Raw genomic sequence first — 15,493 nt, forward strand, 5'->3', positions numbered from 1 at the left:
CAAAATTACTTTGAGAATTTTGTGTAAAACAATAAGGTAGTTTAAGAAATCACCTTTTTAGCAGCTATTTTTTTTCTTATAGTGCTTAAAAACTCAGGTGTAACACCAATATATGAAGCTATCTGAATATTTGAGATACGTTTTGATAAGTCGGGATATATTTTTAAAAAATATAGATATCTCTCATGTGCTGTCGAACTTATATGCTGAAGAATTCTTTCTTGTTGTTCTATAAAGGCTTCTTCACTAACAATCCTCATGTTTCTGTCAAAAAGAGGTGAGTTGTCATATAAAAGAAAAAGGTCTTCATTTTTAATTTGTAGAATAGTTGAAGGTGTCATAGCTTGAATAAAGAGCTTGCTAGGACTGTTATTATATAAACTGTTAAAATCAGTTAACCAGTTATTTTCTGAGGTAAATTTTAAGTTATGTTGGTTTCCGTTTTTGTCAACATGATACGTTTTTAAAATTCCTTTTATAACAAAGGTTAGGTGGAGACATTTTTCTCCTTCCGTTAAGATATTTTCTTTTCTTTTAAGCTTTCTTTCAGTTACGCATTTATCAAGCATTTTTACGGTTGATTGTTCGACCGTCCAATAATTGTTAAAATAATTTAGGAGATATTGTGTTTTAGTAGAACTCAATTTTTATAATGTTTTTCATTAGATATGACGTTAAACAAGCAAAAACAGAAAGAATAAACTATACTTTTTTTAGTTTAATCAGTAATAAATCTATTAGTTAAATTTATCGTTATATCCAGTTTCTACTTCTAATTTGCTCCATTTCTCTTTCCATCTTTTGTTTTTTATTCTATCATTATAAATGACCAAATCAAATTTTGGTGTTGGTCTTACCAAAAGGTTAAATAAGTCATCTAAACCATAAGGAGCTATATATTCAATTTGGTTTTCAAGATTCAGTCTTACGGCTATTGAAGTTGCAGTTTCAGGCCAAAAAGAAATAGCATGTTTGCAATTAGTATATTGTTGGTGTTCATTTCTAATATGCATTCTTGCTTGATTCTTAACGGACCATTTCAGATTCGAATTCAGTTTTCGTAGCTTGTTTTCTATTTGCAGGTCATATTTTTTAATCGGGTTTGATTTGTCAAAATATATTACATCAATATCATTAAGTTTCGTTCTGTCTTTCCCATGTTTTTCATCCCAAACTTTGTTTCGCACAAAACCTGCTCCAATCCAACAATCATTCAAGTTTAAATTTCTAACGGTTTTCAAAATGTTAGTCATCCAAATATCATTTTCAATGATTTCTATTAGTTCGTTTTCTAATTTTTTCATTTTTCTAATTACCGCCAACGTCAGTCTGTCTCAAAACCGCCCGTGATTTTGAATAAAATTACACAATTCGAGATATTGAGCTGAAAGAAACTCCGATTTTCATGAATGCCGATATAAGGTCCAAGAAGGAATTTTTTGAGACCTTTAGCGTCCATAAGGACCGCTTTTGGGATGTTGTTAGATACCCCAAAATCTAGTCAGTGAGTTCTTTACATTCAAAACCAAAGTCATTCAAAATTTCAATGATATTTTTCACTATATCAATCTGGCTATCAATACGTAAAATGTTGTCGGAATCTTCAAGGTCAAAGTTCCAACAAGAACCAACTAATAAGTTGTTCAATTGTGGCGTAATTAGTTTTATTGATTTTTTAGATTTTATTGAAGTTTTGAATACATAAATCATTATCACTAGTTAATTTTTTATCTTTCTAAGAATTTTATTGTCAATGTTAAATGTGCCGAATAATATGGTAGTGCATATTTCTAAGTTGGAAATACGTACTATCGTTTCGGTTTATTACTTAGAAAATCGTTCGCTTTTATATTTGTGGACCTCGTAAATAATATAAGACGTTTGGATTGGCACCAAACGTCTTAAAGTTTATTTATTATTCTGTGAATTTATTTCCTTTGTTATAATGGTTTTACAGAAATACACATGTCAAAAATATGTAAACCTTGCGGGTGAGTTTTAGGATCGTTTAAATGATTTAAATATACTCCTCTGTCGTCTGGTTGATAACCACTATTTGGAAACCATTCGTTATATAGATAATCCCAAGCTGAGAAACATTCATCTAATGTACCTTCTTTATGAAGAACTACATATTTTCCACCTTTTATAACAGTTTTTCCAATTGTTCCCTCTCCTTCAGTTTTCTCAGGGACAGATAAGCAGACATCGGCTTGCACCATTCCTTTTGAATCCGGCATACTTCGATATACTGTTAAAGCTTTAGTAGTCGGGAAGTCAACGAGTTCTCTTGGGGTAGCCCACGTTATCAATGTATTGAGCATTTTTGCGAAATTGTCCGAATCATGTACATGAATAGAATGGTTTCTGATATAAATAACTGGAAGGTTTTCTAATTCTTTAACCTCAATGTTGATCCTTTTTTTAAGCTCCATATTTGTGAAATTTTGATTTAATAATATGGGTGCAATGTAATTGTCATTTATTCTTGGAAGTTGTCCAATCTTGCTCTTTACTTTTCCAGTCTTGCTATTTTTATACCTTCTTCTTTCTCTCCATTGTGAAGGGCTTAGTTTATTTAATTTTTTAAATGCTTTAGAGAAGGATGAGACACTTGAGAAACCCAATAAATAAGCAATATCAGAAATAGCTATATCTAAATTGTTTGCCAAAATATATTCAGCTCTGCCTAATTTTGATTTTGTTATAAAATTATTTGGAGTAACTCCAGTAATTGCTTTGAATACCCTGTGAAAATGAAATTTTGAAAAATTTGAAACTTCAGCTAACTCGTCTAACGAAATCTCTCGCTCTATATTTAACCTTATAAAGTCAATTACTTTATTTATTCTAAAGACATATTCCTTAAATGACCTTTCTTGGATAGATTCATTCATTTACTATTCTATATTTGCTAATGGTTTCGCGTAAAGTAGACAGGGGGGAACCGAGCCTCTCACGGAACCGTATATTATAGTCTCCCATCATACGGCTCTTCATAATCAATTTAATACCTTTAATCGGAATATCCAACGTGCCAATGGTAAAACAGACTCGGATATTGCTTCCGAACCGCGTCCAACCATTTGTAGGCTTTGCTTGGATTGTTTCTATACCGCTTGTAGTGATATCTTGCCCATTTTACCAGTTTTATGCGCAATATAAAAAAACACTTTGGACAAGCTATAGCCTCGGTATTGGCCAAAGTAACGAATCCACCCTCGAAGTTTTGGGTTCACATGATGTGCAATGCAACAATACTGTCGCATCGCATTCTTGGGATTTCCATTTTCCTGATCTGTTCAAATAACCGTCATCTTGACTGGATACTGATTGCGCAATCTAATCCTAAGAACAGCCTGGCTGTTTTTAAATTTCTATTCAGAAGTATCACATTTATTATATTCTTCAACAATTTCACGGAAATATTTTCTACCGTATTTTTTAGCTTTAAGTTCTTTTATTAAAGAAGGACAATCTGAAAAGTATTTAAGCGCTTTTTTTCTTACAGAAAGAACTTTGTCCGCTAGATAAAGATTTGCTTTGGATTCTCCCTTTTTTAAAATATAATATTCTATATCATGATTGAAGGAAGTTGTCTTCATACCGTTAAGATTATTAGTATGCTCAGATCGTCCTGAATAATATCTTCTAACATATAAACTTGCTTTTCCTTCAATGATACGCTTGAACAGTTGTCTTTTGTTCTTTGAAACCGGTATATAAGTATAGTATTCGTTTCCGCTGTTTATAAAGTAATCAACATGTTCTTGTTTAAATTTTTCTTTTTTAGCTCTCTTATCTGATTTGAAAAAAACGGTCTGGTCATTAGCACTTAGCGTTAATGCTTTATTATGATATCCAACTTTAATAAGTCCTTTTTTGCTCTCTCCATTTTTTAAAAATAGTTCGCCCTCATTCCATGTATTGTCCTGGCCATAAATAAAACCTATTAATATAAAAGTGAATATTAGTGTAATAGTATTTTTTATTTTCATTTTGTGATGTTATAATTATTAGACCACTTATGCAAATTAATTCGACTGGTGTACTAGATACTTAGGTAGTAGGGAGAACTATAAAATTGTTTGAAAATGTTTGCCAACGACCCTGGATATGAAAGGTGCCGTATTTTGAAGCCACTTAGTTGTATGCCTACCGTAATTTTATTTAGTTGGAATGTCTTCATTTTTAAGGAGTCAGCCCGCATTTGTTATGGGCGATGTGCCTGTTGCACAAGCATGAATTCCATCAATACCTACTTGTTAGGTTATTTTGTGAAATATAACTAACTGATATATTGGGTTTTGATTATTTCTGATAATTCAAAAACTATCAATTTGTTGCTGATGACGGCTTGTGCAATGGTTACTTTTGTTGGCGGTAGTATTTCTTATTGCCTTTTGAGATATTCATTATAAGCTCTTTTACTTTCGAAAATGGTATCCATTGATACAGTCTCAGCAGATGATTCTGTATAAATTATTAATTCACGTATTTCTCCAGATTTAAAGTTTAAATTTTCAAAGTTTAAAGATGGAGTCTTGCCATATTTATAAGGTATTAGCTGTATATTATACAATCCATTGACAATGTTTATTTGAAAATGACCCTTAGAATCAGTGACTGTTTTAAACTTTCTTTTGTTTTCTTTACTTATAAAAATCACGGAAATACCACCTTCAGGCCTATCATAATCATACACTTTTCCGGTGATAAGAATCTCTGTTGTATCTGCAATTCTTTTTAAATTATTTTCTTTAATTTCCCCCCAAAAAGATGGTTGAAATTTAGTTATTTTGGCGGAATAAGGTTTTTGCATTATACAAGAATAAAGGCTAATTAATAAAAATGAACCTAAATAACCAAATCTCAGTAAAACCTTTCTGTTTTGAATGTGTTTTTTCATATTATTGGCAACGGTCACGGCTATGGCAAGTAGGGCGGGCAAGGAAACTTTTCGTTTCCGTCTACGAACGAAGCTAAAGCTTATTGTTTAATTTTATTTTTTCTTGTCCAAAGCTAAAATTGAATATTTCGCTAACGCGTAATTTTCAATTTAGCGACTTAGTAAATATACACAGACCTTTCGATTTAGCCCTAAAGTCCGCATTACGTTTAGGTTTTGTGCCTGTTGCACAAGCATGAATTCCATCAACACCTACTTGTTAGGTTATTTTGTAAAATATAACTAGCTGATATATTGGTTTTTAATTATTTCTTATAATTCAAAAACTATCAATTTATTCCGTATGACGGGTTGTGCAACGGTTACCTTTGTTGTGTGTAGTTTTTATTCGTTCAATTTCTTGGAAAAACAACAATTACATTTCCTTTTGAATCGGTCATTTTTCCATTCTCTAATTCAATTTTTTCGGTAAGATGTAGTTGAGATAATTTCTCCACAATTGTTTTAGTTAATAATTTTGTTTCGTCAGAAGGATTGGTAATTCCTTCGTCTTGCATTTGCATTCGAATTTTATAAATTCCTAAATAGTGTTTTACGTCCAAATTACCCATCTATTGAAACACCAACTTGTTTGTTATTCTCAAAATGAACATTAAAGTAATAATAAGGGTCATTTTTTTCCTGAAACGTTAATTCAAATCCGTTGTCATTTACTGAAATGCTACTCACATCAAAATGTTTTTCAATCGATATAAATTCCATTTCCGCATTGTCAAATTGTTCTTTCAGAGCTTTTTCCGATTCAGATTTAATTTCCGATTCGTTATTCAGAGCATTTATTAAAGTCCGTTTTTGAGATTCAGAGAGACTTTCTTTATTTCCATCAATTAAAATCTCAACATCAGAGTTAAGAAACTGCTTTTTAAAAGTCCAACCAACATTATTTCCACGAACACTAAAACTCTCAATTTCTCCAAAATCAGAGTCGGTCGTTTTTAGTTTTTTACTTCCAAATAGATTTCCAAATATTCCCATTCAGTTTGTTTTTAGTTCGGTTGCTTAAATTACACACAACGTTTCGTGTATGCGCAGTTTGCCTGTGTTGCGCCTGCGGCAGGCATATTGCGCATTACACATTGTTGTGTTTATGTGCTTTTATAGTGGTATTGACAATACACTAATCTAATCACTCAAACTAATACCACACGATACTTAAAACCTTATTCTTGTATGGAATCACCTGTTCATACACTTTGAAGTTGATATTATCATCGCTAATCCCATCAAACCAGTCAACACCCCATAATTCCTCTGTTCTTTTTTCACCCGTACCTGTATTAAAATATTTACCTGCTAAACTGTCTTTTGGCACAACTTCTTTGTCATCGGCTAATTTCCAGAATCGAAAATCATTACTTTGCCATTTCCAAGCAATACGATTATCTTCCATATATACCAACATAATCGGGTGTGTTCCAATGTCAGCAAAACGAATAGCACATGCCGTAATACTTACTAAATATTGCTTTGCTAAATTTTCAATAACTTGATAATCGAATTTTCGATACTTTTCACAGTCTTTTCTAAATCTCTTTTCAGGCATCAAAATACAAGAAGCAAAATAATCGGCCTCACGTTCAATTACCTGATGTTTGTTTTTATTATACCTTGATGGATGCGGTTTAATCAAACCAGCTTTTAAAGCAATTCTATGGCTGTCAATGAAGTAATGCCCAAGCTCATGGGCTAATGTAAAACGTCCTCTTTCTTTATCAGAAGTGTTTCCGAGAGTAGTATTTAGGTGTATGTAAAAGCTTTTATCATAAACTAAAGTTCCATCAAAAGCATTTCCATAATCATCATAAAACACAGGTAGCTCTTCTAACTCAGCAATTTTATTTAATGGAGTAACAGTTTCATCATGCTCAAGAGCAAGAAATTCTGCTAAATCTTTTATCTGGTTTCTTTTACGATTGTTTATCTCCATCTTTATGCTTGCTCTTCATTTTATCAAGAATTGATTGAGGTATTTCTTCACTACCTTTTCTTGCAGCCAACCTTATTTCACTAATATCCTGTTGTTCTTCTTCATCGTGAAGTTTTATTACCTTACCTTTCATTTCAAAAGAACCACTAATGATTTCTTCAGGATTTATTCTTACATCTTTTAACTCAAAGTCGTAACCTTCATACATTGATTCAAAAAGCTCTAACTCCTTATCTGTTCTTGGGTAAGTGTAGCCCGCAATAGCTAACAGTTCATCAAATCTATCAGCGTTAATGTCCATGTTTTTCTTTTTATTTGCCATTGTACTGATTTAAAAAGTTATCGACTTGTTTATTGGCTTGTTCCTTATACTTCCTTATAGAACCAGGAACTAATCCTAACTCATCTTGAAGTTTCTTACTTACAGGTCTAGGAATATTATTCCCTTCATGGGTGTATAATTTATACGTTAAATAAATGATTTTGTGCTTTTCCCCCAAACCATTAAGAACTTCTTCTAAAACACTCAGTTGCTCTTTTAGTTCTTTTCTTTTTAAACTATCAACTGTTGAATTTTCAACGAAATCATCAAGAGTATAGATAAGAGATAAGTCAGTTTCCTTGTCAGGTTCGTGACATGTACCTTTATCGGTGTAATTTGCAAGTTGGGTAAACGATATTCTGTTTAGCCACCTTTTAATACCATTGTCAATGTTTTTTGTTTTTGATTTCTCATGATTGTATGATGGATATTTCCAAACTCGTGCAAAAGTGCAATTAACTATGTCTAAAGCAACTGTTGAAGATAAATTCCATTTTCTACAGTTAATCTCTGCATTTTTTAATATCGCTTGGTCATAGCGAAGGCAAAAAACACTAAAAGCAGCTTTTGCTTCTTCCGGGTATTCATCCTTCCAGCCGATATACTCAAGTAAATCAAGGCTACAAGCCATTTTTATTTCTTCTATAACTTCCAAAATAGTCTTATTAATTAACTACCAAAAGCGTGAGTCACGCTTTTAGTATACAGGTAAAGAGTAGTTAAAAATAGCAATAAATAGTAATATATGGCAACAAATCCACCGAAAGACGGAAGTAGAAAAGGAGCAGTTAGACAGCGTTCTCAAGTAAAAAATCCTAAAACAGGATTATGGACAAAGCATGATAGTGAAACAGGTAGATTTCTTGATGTCAAGACATCGAGCAATAAACTTTTTAAAGGAGTAAGAAAGGAAAAATAATATATGAAGAACAGTTTTTTTAATTATTTCAGGTCAAGTATCCTGGTCTCATTGATTGTGATTTTTGGAATCGCATTGTATTTAGCCAAAACACACTGGCAGTTATCATTTGCCATATCAGGTAGTGTTAGTATGTTGCTAGTACTTATATCTAAATATTTATGGAAAATTAAGCCTTTTAAATGGTTGTTTTGGATTGATGATTTTTCAGGTAGGTATGAAGGTATTTTGAAATACAGCTATGTTGATGAAAGTGGGAACCTGCAAACAGGCGAACGGAAACATATAAAGATTATTAACCAAAATGGAAGTCGAATTTCCATTACTTCATTCACATTAAAGGAAGATGGAGGTAGGTCTTCACCATCGTATAGTCGAGGTTTGTTCGTAGAGCAAACTGAAGACGAACATCATTTCCGAATAATTTATCATTATCTCAATGAAGGTAATCATCAACTTGGCTTTCATCCCCACTTTGGTACAGATGTATTAAAGTTTATAAAGCAAGGAAATGAAAAGGTTTTATCTGGTGGCTACTACACAGATAGAACACCACAAACAAGAGGGAAATATCATAATCTTAAATGGGTTAGCAATGACCTAAATCACGAATTTTAAAACAGTAATAAAATGGCAGTCTTACATAAAGAATTTACAAAATTTAATAAAGAAATAAAGCTTACGTCTTCAAGGAAAGAGAAGCTAAAAACAAGTCGCAAAGACATTAAGAAAAAAATTAGAAAATGGTTTAAAGACAATAAACCGAATGAATTACAGCCTAAATTTCATGGTCAGGGTTCTTTTGAAATGAATACAGGTGTAAATCCTATCCCTGAGAAAGAAGGAGAAACCACCTTGTTGAAATATGATTTGGATTTTGGAATCTACTTCATTGAAAAAGAAGACCAGGATAATAAGCAATCTATTGATACATGGCATAATTGGATTTACAAGGCAGTTGAAGACCATACTAATAAGAAACCTGTTAGAAAAACGACTTGTATTCGTGTGATATTTAGTGATGGCCATCATATTGATTTACCAATTTACTATAAACTTGAAGATGTAATTGAACTTGCACATAGGTCAAAAGATTGGATTGAAAGTGACCCTAAAGAGTTTTATGAGTGGTTCAACAACTTAAAGAATGCTCAATTTGAAAGGATAGTAAGGTATCTTAAAGCTTGGAAAAACTATCGGGAATTAAATAATACAAACTTGAAGCTCCCTAGTGGCTTTGAACTTACCATACTTGCTGCAAACAACTATGTTGAAGATGATAATGACGATAAAGCCTTTAGGGAAACTGTTCATAAAATAAACACAGAACTAAATAAAGCTAATGGTTTCAAATGTTTACGTCCAACAACACCAAAAGATGAAGATGTTTTTGCAGATTACTCTACAACAAGAAAAAACAACTTCCTTTCGACCTTAAAAAGCTTGCTGAACGATTTAGGCAGAGCCAAAGATGAGAAGAACTTTAAAAAAGCTTCTGAGATTCTGCGTGACAATCAGTTTGGCGATAGATTCCCATTAGGTGCAGATAAGGACGAAGAAGAAAAAAGCAATATTCTTGGGAAAAGCCTTGGGGCAGCAGCCATAACACCAAAGCCTTATGGATATTAGAAAGCAAATTGAAGAAGTATTGAGATGTTATTCGAGATTATCCTTTAACGAGAATAACAATTCGATTGATGGAGAACTGTTTATTTCAGAGGATGATTCCTATGATGTTTCAATACATCTTGAACCATATCCCAAACATTTTCCGAGAGTATTTGAAACAGGTGAGCGTATCCCGCCAAAGGTTTCAAGACATATTTATTCGGATACTAAATCGTGTTGCCTTTCTACACAAGCAAAGGCTCAAATTCTGCTTAAAACTAAAATAAGTACTCTAAATCTATTCATAAAGGAAATAGTAGTGCCTTATTTTCAGAATAACTCATATTTTGAAATTAATGGCAAATACAAGACAGATGAGTATGCCCATGATAAGAGTGGAGTTATTGAAGGTTATAGGGATATACTTCAAACGAATAACGATTACCTTATTGCCAGATTAATGGTTAGAAGAGCTAAAGGAACAAAGATGCGGTTGCACGATAAATGCTATTGTGGGAGTGGAGTATCAATGAAAAAATGCAACAATTACAGGCACTATAAATGCTATAAGAATTTCCGAAAAATTGATAAGGATGTTCTAATCAATGATATTTCCGTTTTTCTGGAATTTATGAAAAAATAAACTAACTAAACAGTTAAGGGTATTGCTCTTATAAGAATAGTAGTAAGTTATACTGGCAGCATGAAACACAACGGTTTTGTGTATGATTAGTGGCGTGTTTAAGCACCTAATTTAGCAAATAAAAACCGAATAGAAAATCCGCGAGGATTTTCGTAAGTAGGCTAGAACTAGCCATTAATTATACATGTTGTGCCTGTTGCACAAGTTAACGAAAAAACCACATAGGATCAAGGCGATCTTAACGTTGCGTTGTTAATTTTAGGTATGCAGGGAAAAAAGCATTACCAAGAAAAACGGTTCGCCCATTTCCAGTTGAGCGAGCGAATCCCCGAGAACAATTTCTACAGGCGGTTAAAGGAGGTTTTGGAACTCCGGTTCCTTTACGGCCTTACCGAAGGCTATTACGGGAACAACGGCCAAAAGAGCATAGACCCGGTGGTCTTCTTCAAGCTCTGCCTTGTGGGCTATCTGGAGAACATCATCAGCGACCGCAAGCTTATAAGGTGATGCACCTCTCGGCGATTGCCTATAACCTGAAGAAGTACCTGAAATTCGAACAGAAACGTTCCAAAAGTGGGGCGGGACGGCTTGATTTGGCAGCCTTGGTAAAAAATGCGCTTCAATACTTGTTCGGGACTTGCATAAAGCATCTAAATTTGGTGCCTCGATTCTGACCCGACATAAAAAAAGCCCCGTAAAGAGGCTTATATGAATCCGTTTTTTTGCTTTTCAATGGCTTGTGCAACGATTACCTTTGTTGCCAATAGTGCTTACTTCTTATATTTATGATCATATAAAATAATTAAGGTTTAAGTATATTCAATCATTTTCTACTGTTAGTTTTTTTATCTTTTGTTTTAAGAATAGCATTAACCAAAATCATTGCACTTACAGAAACCTTTAGTTGATTGAATGAGTCACTCTTACAGCGTTTGTAATTTATAATAATCCGCTTTGCTTTGTGCAAACCCTACTATTGAGGTTAGCATTAATGCCATAAAGGCTATTTTTAATTGGATGTGTTTTTTGATTGTTTTCATTTTAATTGTTTGATAAGTTTTTATTTTATACTAAAACCTAATTCCTATATAAAGATTTGGTTCAAAAAGGAAGTGGTTTTTCCATCTATTATCTATTTGTTTAAATGCATCAGGCGTATTGGTGTCAAAAATCCAAAATTGAGAATGAACCTGAGGCTCGATAAAAAACCTTTTATTCTTACCAAATGCAAAATGATAACCAAGATGGAACGAATTGTAAAGCTTAAAACCGTTTGCTATTTTTTTGTTATCTAAATCTAAATAGGTTTTGTATTGTGGTAATACTTCTACTGATGCAAACAGTCCTTTCCAAAGCATACGTTGATAAGATACTCCAATACCCGTTTCACGTAAATAACCTGGATAAAATTCGGTTTTAGTATCTATTTTGTCTGTAAGTCCGTCCCACCATTGAATACCCATAGGCTGAAATAATCTCCAAGTAGCCAACTTAATTCCAACAATATTTTTAGCATCTAATTCTTTTTTTATATGGAACTCAAAATGTTGGGTATTGGTTCTCTCGCCACCTTTACCAATGTTACCTAAGATAATAGCAGGAAAACTTACTCTGTATTTAAAATCTGAATCCTTATTTTTCAAAGATCCGTTGTTACTTTGTGCAAAAACATTTAGTGTACAAAGTGTTAAGCAGATGATTACTATTTTTTTCATTTTAATGAATTTTAATTGTTCGTTTTTATTATTTGATGATGCAAATATTCATTGAATTTTAAGGGCAATCGTTTTGAATTATAATTTGAAACCTTTTTGATATTTAGTACTAATATTTTTTTTACTAAAAGAAAAAGGCTTAACATTTTAAGTGTTAAGCCTTTTATTAGTTCTTAGGTTTTAATTTAAAACAACGCCTCAGGGTGTGAAGTAAGTTTTTCTACGTTTTTAGTAATTTTTTCAATATCCCAATCCCACCATTTTAACTGTAATAGTTTTGAAATGGCAGCTTCAGAAAAACGTTTTTTGATAGGTTTCGCAGGATTACCTCCAACAATGGTGTAAGGATCAACATTTTTTGTTACCACCGCTTTTGTTGCTATAATAGCACCATCTCCTATATGAACTCCGGGCATAATGGTAGCATGGTGACCAATCCATACATCATTACCAATTATAGTATCTCCTTTTGTTGGATAGGTTTTACCATCCATCGCATCTTGCCAAGCACCACCAAAAATGGCAAATGGGTAAGCAGATGTGGCTTTGGTTAAATGATTGCCACCATTCATAATAAATGTAGCATCTGAAGCAATCATACAAAACTTACCTATGATGAGTTTGTCTCCAATAAAATCAAAATGATATTTTACGTTTTTCTCAAAATTTGACACCTCTTCAAAATCATCGTAATACGTATAGTCACCTACTATGATATTTGGATTGTTAATCAAATTCTTTAAAAAACAAAGTTTTTTATAATTGGGTAACGGAAATAGAGTGTTTGGGTTGGGTGCTTTCATAGAGACTTTATTTTTTTGATGATTTATATAATACTACGGCTAAATATAAGGTTATGATAGCTTGACTTTTTTCAATTATAGTTTTTGCCAAAAGGTTACCAATAGTATTTAACATAAAAACAATCGCAAAAACCAATAGTATTCTTTTTATGGTTTTATATGCAAAAAATGGTTTTACCAGTCTGCTTTTCATTGAAAGGATTGCACCTATAAACAGCATTATAGTTAATGCCACTCCCTCTAAAATGTACATTTCGTTAACTGACTTTATTTTGCCACCCCAAACTACATCGTATGGAATGATTTGAAATAAAACCAACACGTGAAATATACAGTATGTAATTACAATAATTAGGGCGATTTTTTGAGATAATTTCATTGTGATGTTTTGCATATTCAAATCGTTTTGACTTCTTTAAAATAAAAATCCTTTAAACGTTGCTCTCCGTAGGTTGGTGCTATATTATCCTCTGCCATAAGCGTTAAGAAAAACTCAATTGGCCCATAAGTTTTTACACTAGTAAAGGTTCTTAAACACCAAATAGTTAGTTTTCGCATCCAATCTGGTAAATGAATGATTTTTAAGGGTTTGTTAAATGCATTTAAAGCTAATTCACTAATTTCATTAAGACTTAATACATCCGGACCTCCTATAGTTAATTCTTTATTGGTTTCTTCTACATTGTCTACAATAAATGTTGCCAAATCTTTACCGTGAATTGGGTTAAATTTTTGATGACCCGAGCCAAACAAATAAATACGATCTGATTTTGCCATTTGCAAAAAATCTTTCATATCTGAGAAAAATCCGTTGGGTCTTATTATGGTATAGTTTAATCCTGAGGATTTTAAAGCATCAACAAACTTTTCCTTAGCTTCAAAAATTTTTAAATTCCGATATTTATAGCCATTGATTGCCGATACATAAACAAAATGCTTTACACCTGCTTTTTTTGCTTCTTCCAACAAATTCATATTGGCTTGATAATCGACATCCATATAGGTAAGTCCATCTTTTTGTCTAGTAATACCCACGGTAGAAATTACGGTATCAATACCTTTGCAAATATCCCTTAGAGTTTCAGGTTTAGTAACCTCTGCTTGTTTTATTTCTAAATAGTTTTCATTGGTATTTAATAACTTATCAGGGTTACGTACAATGGCAATTACCTGATTTTGTTTTTTGATTAAGGCGTTTAATACATAAGACCCCAAGTAACCTGTAGCACCTGCTAATAATATGTTAGTATGTTTCATTACTATTTGGTTAATTCGATTTTAATTAAACTCATTTGTTAATAATTGCTCTATAATGGTATTGCGTTGCATACCTGTATCGTCTTGCTGATTGCTTAACAATACAATGGTGGCATCGTAATCTGGAATAAAACCAATGATACTCCAATAGCCATTAATATCACCACCGTGCCAATACATAGTTGTACTTCCTTCTTGTGTGGTGAACCAGCCTAAACCAAAATCAGTATAACCACTTGGTACGTTTTGAGTAAATATTTCGGTTTTTTCTGCATTTGTAAACCAATTGTTTTTGACAGCATTTACCCAAGTTTCCATATCTTTTGGGGTACTACTAAAATCGCCTGCACCAAAAGCGATTGCCATTGGGTAAGTACTATTTGCACTACCATTTAAATAGCCTTGGGCGTGTGTATTTTCATCTACTATATTCATGCCTTTATACGTATTGGACATTGCAAGGGGGGTACATATGTTTTGTTGAATATAGTCGTGGTAAGACATTTGAGATATTTCTTGAATTAATAAAGCCGAAATAAGAAAATTTGAGTTGCTGTACTGTTTATTTGTACCTGGGGTAAAATCGAGACCATTTTCAATAATCAATTCTTTAATTACTTGGTATATATCTTCTTCATCCAAAGTTTCTCCTTGTTCGTAAGCCTCCTCTACTATAAGTTGATAATCTGGAATACCCGATTGATGTGATAATAATTGTGCAATAGTAATTTGACTACCGTATGGAAATTCAGTGTCAAATTCATCTAAAGTTTGATTAAAACTAGTGATTAAGCCATCGCGTTTTAATGGGACAATACCAGCTGCGGTTAATGTTTTGGTTACGGACCCAATACGATAAGCGAGATTGTAATTTTGTGCCAAAGCTGTGGTTTGGTTTGCCAATCCAAATCCTTGTCTCACTAAATCGTTTCCGTTTTTAGTTACAATGGCATACCCCTGAAAATCAACTTCATTTAGTAAATTTTCAACGGTTGTGTAATTGTTTTGTGGGGTGATGTTGTCATCATCTTTTGAACAAGATGTAAAAAGTATTATGGTGGCTACCATAAATGCTACTATAATTTTGTGTAAAGTTGTCATAACTGCTCGTTTTTTGATTATTAATTAAATGATGATGCAAAGATTCATCAGATAACTAAGGCAATCGTTCTGAATTATAATTTGAAACGAACTGAATATGATTTGCTACGAATTGGCTTTTAACCAAGTCTTAGTGTAAGCTTCCCTTAAAACCGAACTGTTTAAAAGTAGAATAATAATCTTAATTTTAAACAGTATTATGAGGAAGAGTAGATTTTCACCCACGCAG

General features: G+C 32.7%; 19 protein-coding genes and 1 pseudogene. 5 read left to right on the forward strand and 15 right to left on the reverse strand.

Annotation, left to right across the window (positions count from 1 at the left end):
- Positions 1-41: 41 nt before the first annotated feature.
- The 10 genes from BW980_RS20910 to BW980_RS20965 all read right to left on the reverse strand — a co-directional run bounded on the left by BW980_RS20910 (position 42) and on the right by BW980_RS20965 (position 7,873).
- On the reverse strand, positions 42-644 hold the full coding sequence (locus tag BW980_RS20910; RefSeq protein WP_076457106.1) for a Crp/Fnr family transcriptional regulator: 603 nt from the start codon (positions 642-644) through the stop codon (positions 42-44).
- Between the two features lie 93 nt (positions 645-737).
- Positions 738-1,304: a nucleotidyltransferase family protein gene (locus BW980_RS20915; protein ID WP_076457107.1), complete on the reverse strand. Its 567-nt coding sequence runs from the start codon at positions 1,302-1,304 to the stop codon at positions 738-740.
- A gap of 636 nt (positions 1,305-1,940) precedes the next feature.
- Complete coding sequence (locus tag BW980_RS20925) at positions 1,941-2,897, reverse strand: AraC family transcriptional regulator (protein WP_076457109.1); 957 nt, start codon at positions 2,895-2,897, stop codon at positions 1,941-1,943.
- 480 nt (positions 2,898-3,377) lie between these two features.
- Positions 3,378-3,998 carry a hypothetical protein gene (locus tag BW980_RS20935; protein ID WP_076457110.1) on the reverse strand — a complete coding sequence of 207 codons (621 nt, stop codon included), beginning with the start codon at positions 3,996-3,998 and terminating at the stop codon, positions 3,378-3,380.
- Positions 3,999-4,393: 395 nt separating this feature from the next.
- Positions 4,394-4,909 carry a hypothetical protein gene (locus BW980_RS20940; RefSeq protein WP_076457126.1) on the reverse strand — a complete coding sequence of 172 codons (516 nt, stop codon included), beginning with the start codon at positions 4,907-4,909 and terminating at the stop codon, positions 4,394-4,396.
- Between the two features lie 392 nt (positions 4,910-5,301).
- Positions 5,302-5,466: a hypothetical protein gene (locus BW980_RS22685; RefSeq protein WP_175609934.1), complete on the reverse strand. Its 165-nt coding sequence runs from the start codon at positions 5,464-5,466 to the stop codon at positions 5,302-5,304.
- Between the two features lie 46 nt (positions 5,467-5,512).
- Complete coding sequence (locus BW980_RS20950; RefSeq protein WP_076457112.1) at positions 5,513-5,944, reverse strand: hypothetical protein; 432 nt, start codon at positions 5,942-5,944, stop codon at positions 5,513-5,515.
- A gap of 160 nt (positions 5,945-6,104) precedes the next feature.
- Positions 6,105-6,896 carry an ImmA/IrrE family metallo-endopeptidase gene (locus BW980_RS20955; protein WP_076457113.1) on the reverse strand — a complete coding sequence of 264 codons (792 nt, stop codon included), beginning with the start codon at positions 6,894-6,896 and terminating at the stop codon, positions 6,105-6,107.
- The gene (locus tag BW980_RS20960) at positions 6,877-7,218 is read right to left on the reverse strand and encodes a hypothetical protein (protein ID WP_076457114.1); all 342 of its coding nucleotides are present in this window, start codon (positions 7,216-7,218) and stop codon (positions 6,877-6,879) included. The genes BW980_RS20955 and BW980_RS20960 overlap by 20 nt, the downstream gene beginning before the upstream one ends.
- A complete protein-coding gene (locus BW980_RS20965; protein ID WP_245800130.1) occupies positions 7,208-7,873 on the reverse strand; it encodes an RNA polymerase subunit sigma in 666 nt (221 codons plus the stop codon). The genes BW980_RS20960 and BW980_RS20965 overlap by 11 nt, the downstream gene beginning before the upstream one ends.
- 90 nt (positions 7,874-7,963) lie before the next feature.
- Between BW980_RS20965 and BW980_RS22690 the strand changes: the two genes are divergently transcribed.
- From BW980_RS22690 to BW980_RS20985, 5 genes and pseudogenes are all read left to right on the forward strand, one after another.
- Entirely contained in the window at positions 7,964-8,137 is a 174-nt protein-coding gene (locus BW980_RS22690; RefSeq protein ID WP_175609935.1) for a hypothetical protein, read from the forward strand.
- A 3-nt stretch (positions 8,138-8,140) separates the two neighbouring features.
- Positions 8,141-8,755 carry a Cap15 family cyclic dinucleotide receptor domain-containing protein gene (locus tag BW980_RS20970; RefSeq protein WP_076457115.1) on the forward strand — a complete coding sequence of 205 codons (615 nt, stop codon included), beginning with the start codon at positions 8,141-8,143 and terminating at the stop codon, positions 8,753-8,755.
- A gap of 12 nt (positions 8,756-8,767) precedes the next feature.
- Positions 8,768-9,766, forward strand: coding sequence for a cyclic GMP-AMP synthase DncV-like nucleotidyltransferase (locus BW980_RS20975; protein WP_076457116.1), 999 nt, complete (start codon positions 8,768-8,770; stop codon positions 9,764-9,766).
- Positions 9,756-10,388, forward strand: a complete 633-nt coding sequence (locus tag BW980_RS20980) for a hypothetical protein (protein WP_076457117.1) — start codon at positions 9,756-9,758, stop codon at positions 10,386-10,388. Before BW980_RS20975 ends, BW980_RS20980 begins: the two co-directional genes overlap by 11 nt.
- Before the next feature lie 264 nt (positions 10,389-10,652).
- A pseudogene (locus BW980_RS20985) lies at positions 10,653-10,889 on the forward strand (transposase); the annotation flags it as partial.
- 569 nt (positions 10,890-11,458) lie between these two features.
- Here the strand turns inward: BW980_RS20985 and BW980_RS20995 are convergent.
- The 5 genes from BW980_RS20995 to BW980_RS21015 form a co-directional block, all read right to left on the reverse strand.
- Entirely contained in the window at positions 11,459-12,103 is a 645-nt protein-coding gene (locus BW980_RS20995) for a hypothetical protein (RefSeq protein WP_076457119.1), read from the reverse strand.
- 185 nt (positions 12,104-12,288) lie between these two features.
- Complete coding sequence (locus tag BW980_RS21000; RefSeq protein ID WP_076457120.1) at positions 12,289-12,906, reverse strand: CatB-related O-acetyltransferase; 618 nt, start codon at positions 12,904-12,906, stop codon at positions 12,289-12,291.
- Between the two features lie 7 nt (positions 12,907-12,913).
- Positions 12,914-13,300 (reverse strand): hypothetical protein, encoded by a 387-nt coding sequence (locus tag BW980_RS21005; protein ID WP_083690581.1) that lies wholly within the window; start codon positions 13,298-13,300, stop codon positions 12,914-12,916.
- Positions 13,301-13,302: 2 nt separating this feature from the next.
- Positions 13,303-14,163, reverse strand: coding sequence for an SDR family oxidoreductase (locus BW980_RS21010; RefSeq protein ID WP_076457121.1), 861 nt, complete (start codon positions 14,161-14,163; stop codon positions 13,303-13,305).
- Positions 14,164-14,184: 21 nt separating this feature from the next.
- Positions 14,185-15,264 carry a serine hydrolase domain-containing protein gene (locus tag BW980_RS21015; protein ID WP_076457122.1) on the reverse strand — a complete coding sequence of 360 codons (1,080 nt, stop codon included), beginning with the start codon at positions 15,262-15,264 and terminating at the stop codon, positions 14,185-14,187.
- Positions 15,265-15,493: the final 229 nt, after the last annotated feature.

The sequence above is a fragment of the Zobellia uliginosa genome (assembly GCF_900156625.1).
GTDB lineage: Bacteria > Bacteroidota > Bacteroidia > Flavobacteriales > Flavobacteriaceae > Zobellia > Zobellia uliginosa.

What these genes read in the sequence shown, in the direction of transcription:
- BW980_RS20995 (WP_076457119.1), bottom strand. Translation starts at nt 12,103, where the DNA reads ATGAAAAAAATAGTAATCATCTGCTTAACACTTTGTACACTAAATGTT.
- BW980_RS21015 (WP_076457122.1), bottom strand. Translation starts at nt 15,264, where the DNA reads ATGACAACTTTACACAAAATTATAGTAGCATTTATGGTAGCCACCATA.
- BW980_RS22685 (WP_175609934.1), bottom strand. Translation starts at nt 5,466, where the DNA reads ATGCAAGACGAAGGAATTACCAATCCTTCTGACGAAACAAAATTATTA.
- BW980_RS20950 (WP_076457112.1), bottom strand. Translation starts at nt 5,944, where the DNA reads ATGGGAATATTTGGAAATCTATTTGGAAGTAAAAAACTAAAAACGACC.
- BW980_RS21005 (WP_083690581.1), bottom strand. Translation starts at nt 13,300, where the DNA reads ATGCAAAACATCACAATGAAATTATCTCAAAAAATCGCCCTAATTATT.
- BW980_RS20960 (WP_076457114.1), bottom strand. Translation starts at nt 7,218, where the DNA reads ATGGCAAATAAAAAGAAAAACATGGACATTAACGCTGATAGATTTGAT.
- BW980_RS22690 (WP_175609935.1), top strand. Translation starts at nt 7,964, where the DNA reads ATGGCAACAAATCCACCGAAAGACGGAAGTAGAAAAGGAGCAGTTAGA.
- BW980_RS21010 (WP_076457121.1), bottom strand. Translation starts at nt 14,163, where the DNA reads ATGAAACATACTAACATATTATTAGCAGGTGCTACAGGTTACTTGGGG.
- BW980_RS21000 (WP_076457120.1), bottom strand. Translation starts at nt 12,906, where the DNA reads ATGAAAGCACCCAACCCAAACACTCTATTTCCGTTACCCAATTATAAA.
- BW980_RS20935 (WP_076457110.1), bottom strand. Translation starts at nt 3,998, where the DNA reads ATGAAAATAAAAAATACTATTACACTAATATTCACTTTTATATTAATA.
- BW980_RS20940 (WP_076457126.1), bottom strand. Translation starts at nt 4,909, where the DNA reads ATGAAAAAACACATTCAAAACAGAAAGGTTTTACTGAGATTTGGTTAT.
- BW980_RS20975 (WP_076457116.1), top strand. Translation starts at nt 8,768, where the DNA reads ATGGCAGTCTTACATAAAGAATTTACAAAATTTAATAAAGAAATAAAG.
- BW980_RS20925 (WP_076457109.1), bottom strand. Translation starts at nt 2,897, where the DNA reads ATGAATGAATCTATCCAAGAAAGGTCATTTAAGGAATATGTCTTTAGA.
- BW980_RS20970 (WP_076457115.1), top strand. Translation starts at nt 8,141, where the DNA reads ATGAAGAACAGTTTTTTTAATTATTTCAGGTCAAGTATCCTGGTCTCA.
- BW980_RS20955 (WP_076457113.1), bottom strand. Translation starts at nt 6,896, where the DNA reads ATGGAGATAAACAATCGTAAAAGAAACCAGATAAAAGATTTAGCAGAA.
- BW980_RS20915 (WP_076457107.1), bottom strand. Translation starts at nt 1,304, where the DNA reads ATGAAAAAATTAGAAAACGAACTAATAGAAATCATTGAAAATGATATT.
- BW980_RS20980 (WP_076457117.1), top strand. Translation starts at nt 9,756, where the DNA reads ATGGATATTAGAAAGCAAATTGAAGAAGTATTGAGATGTTATTCGAGA.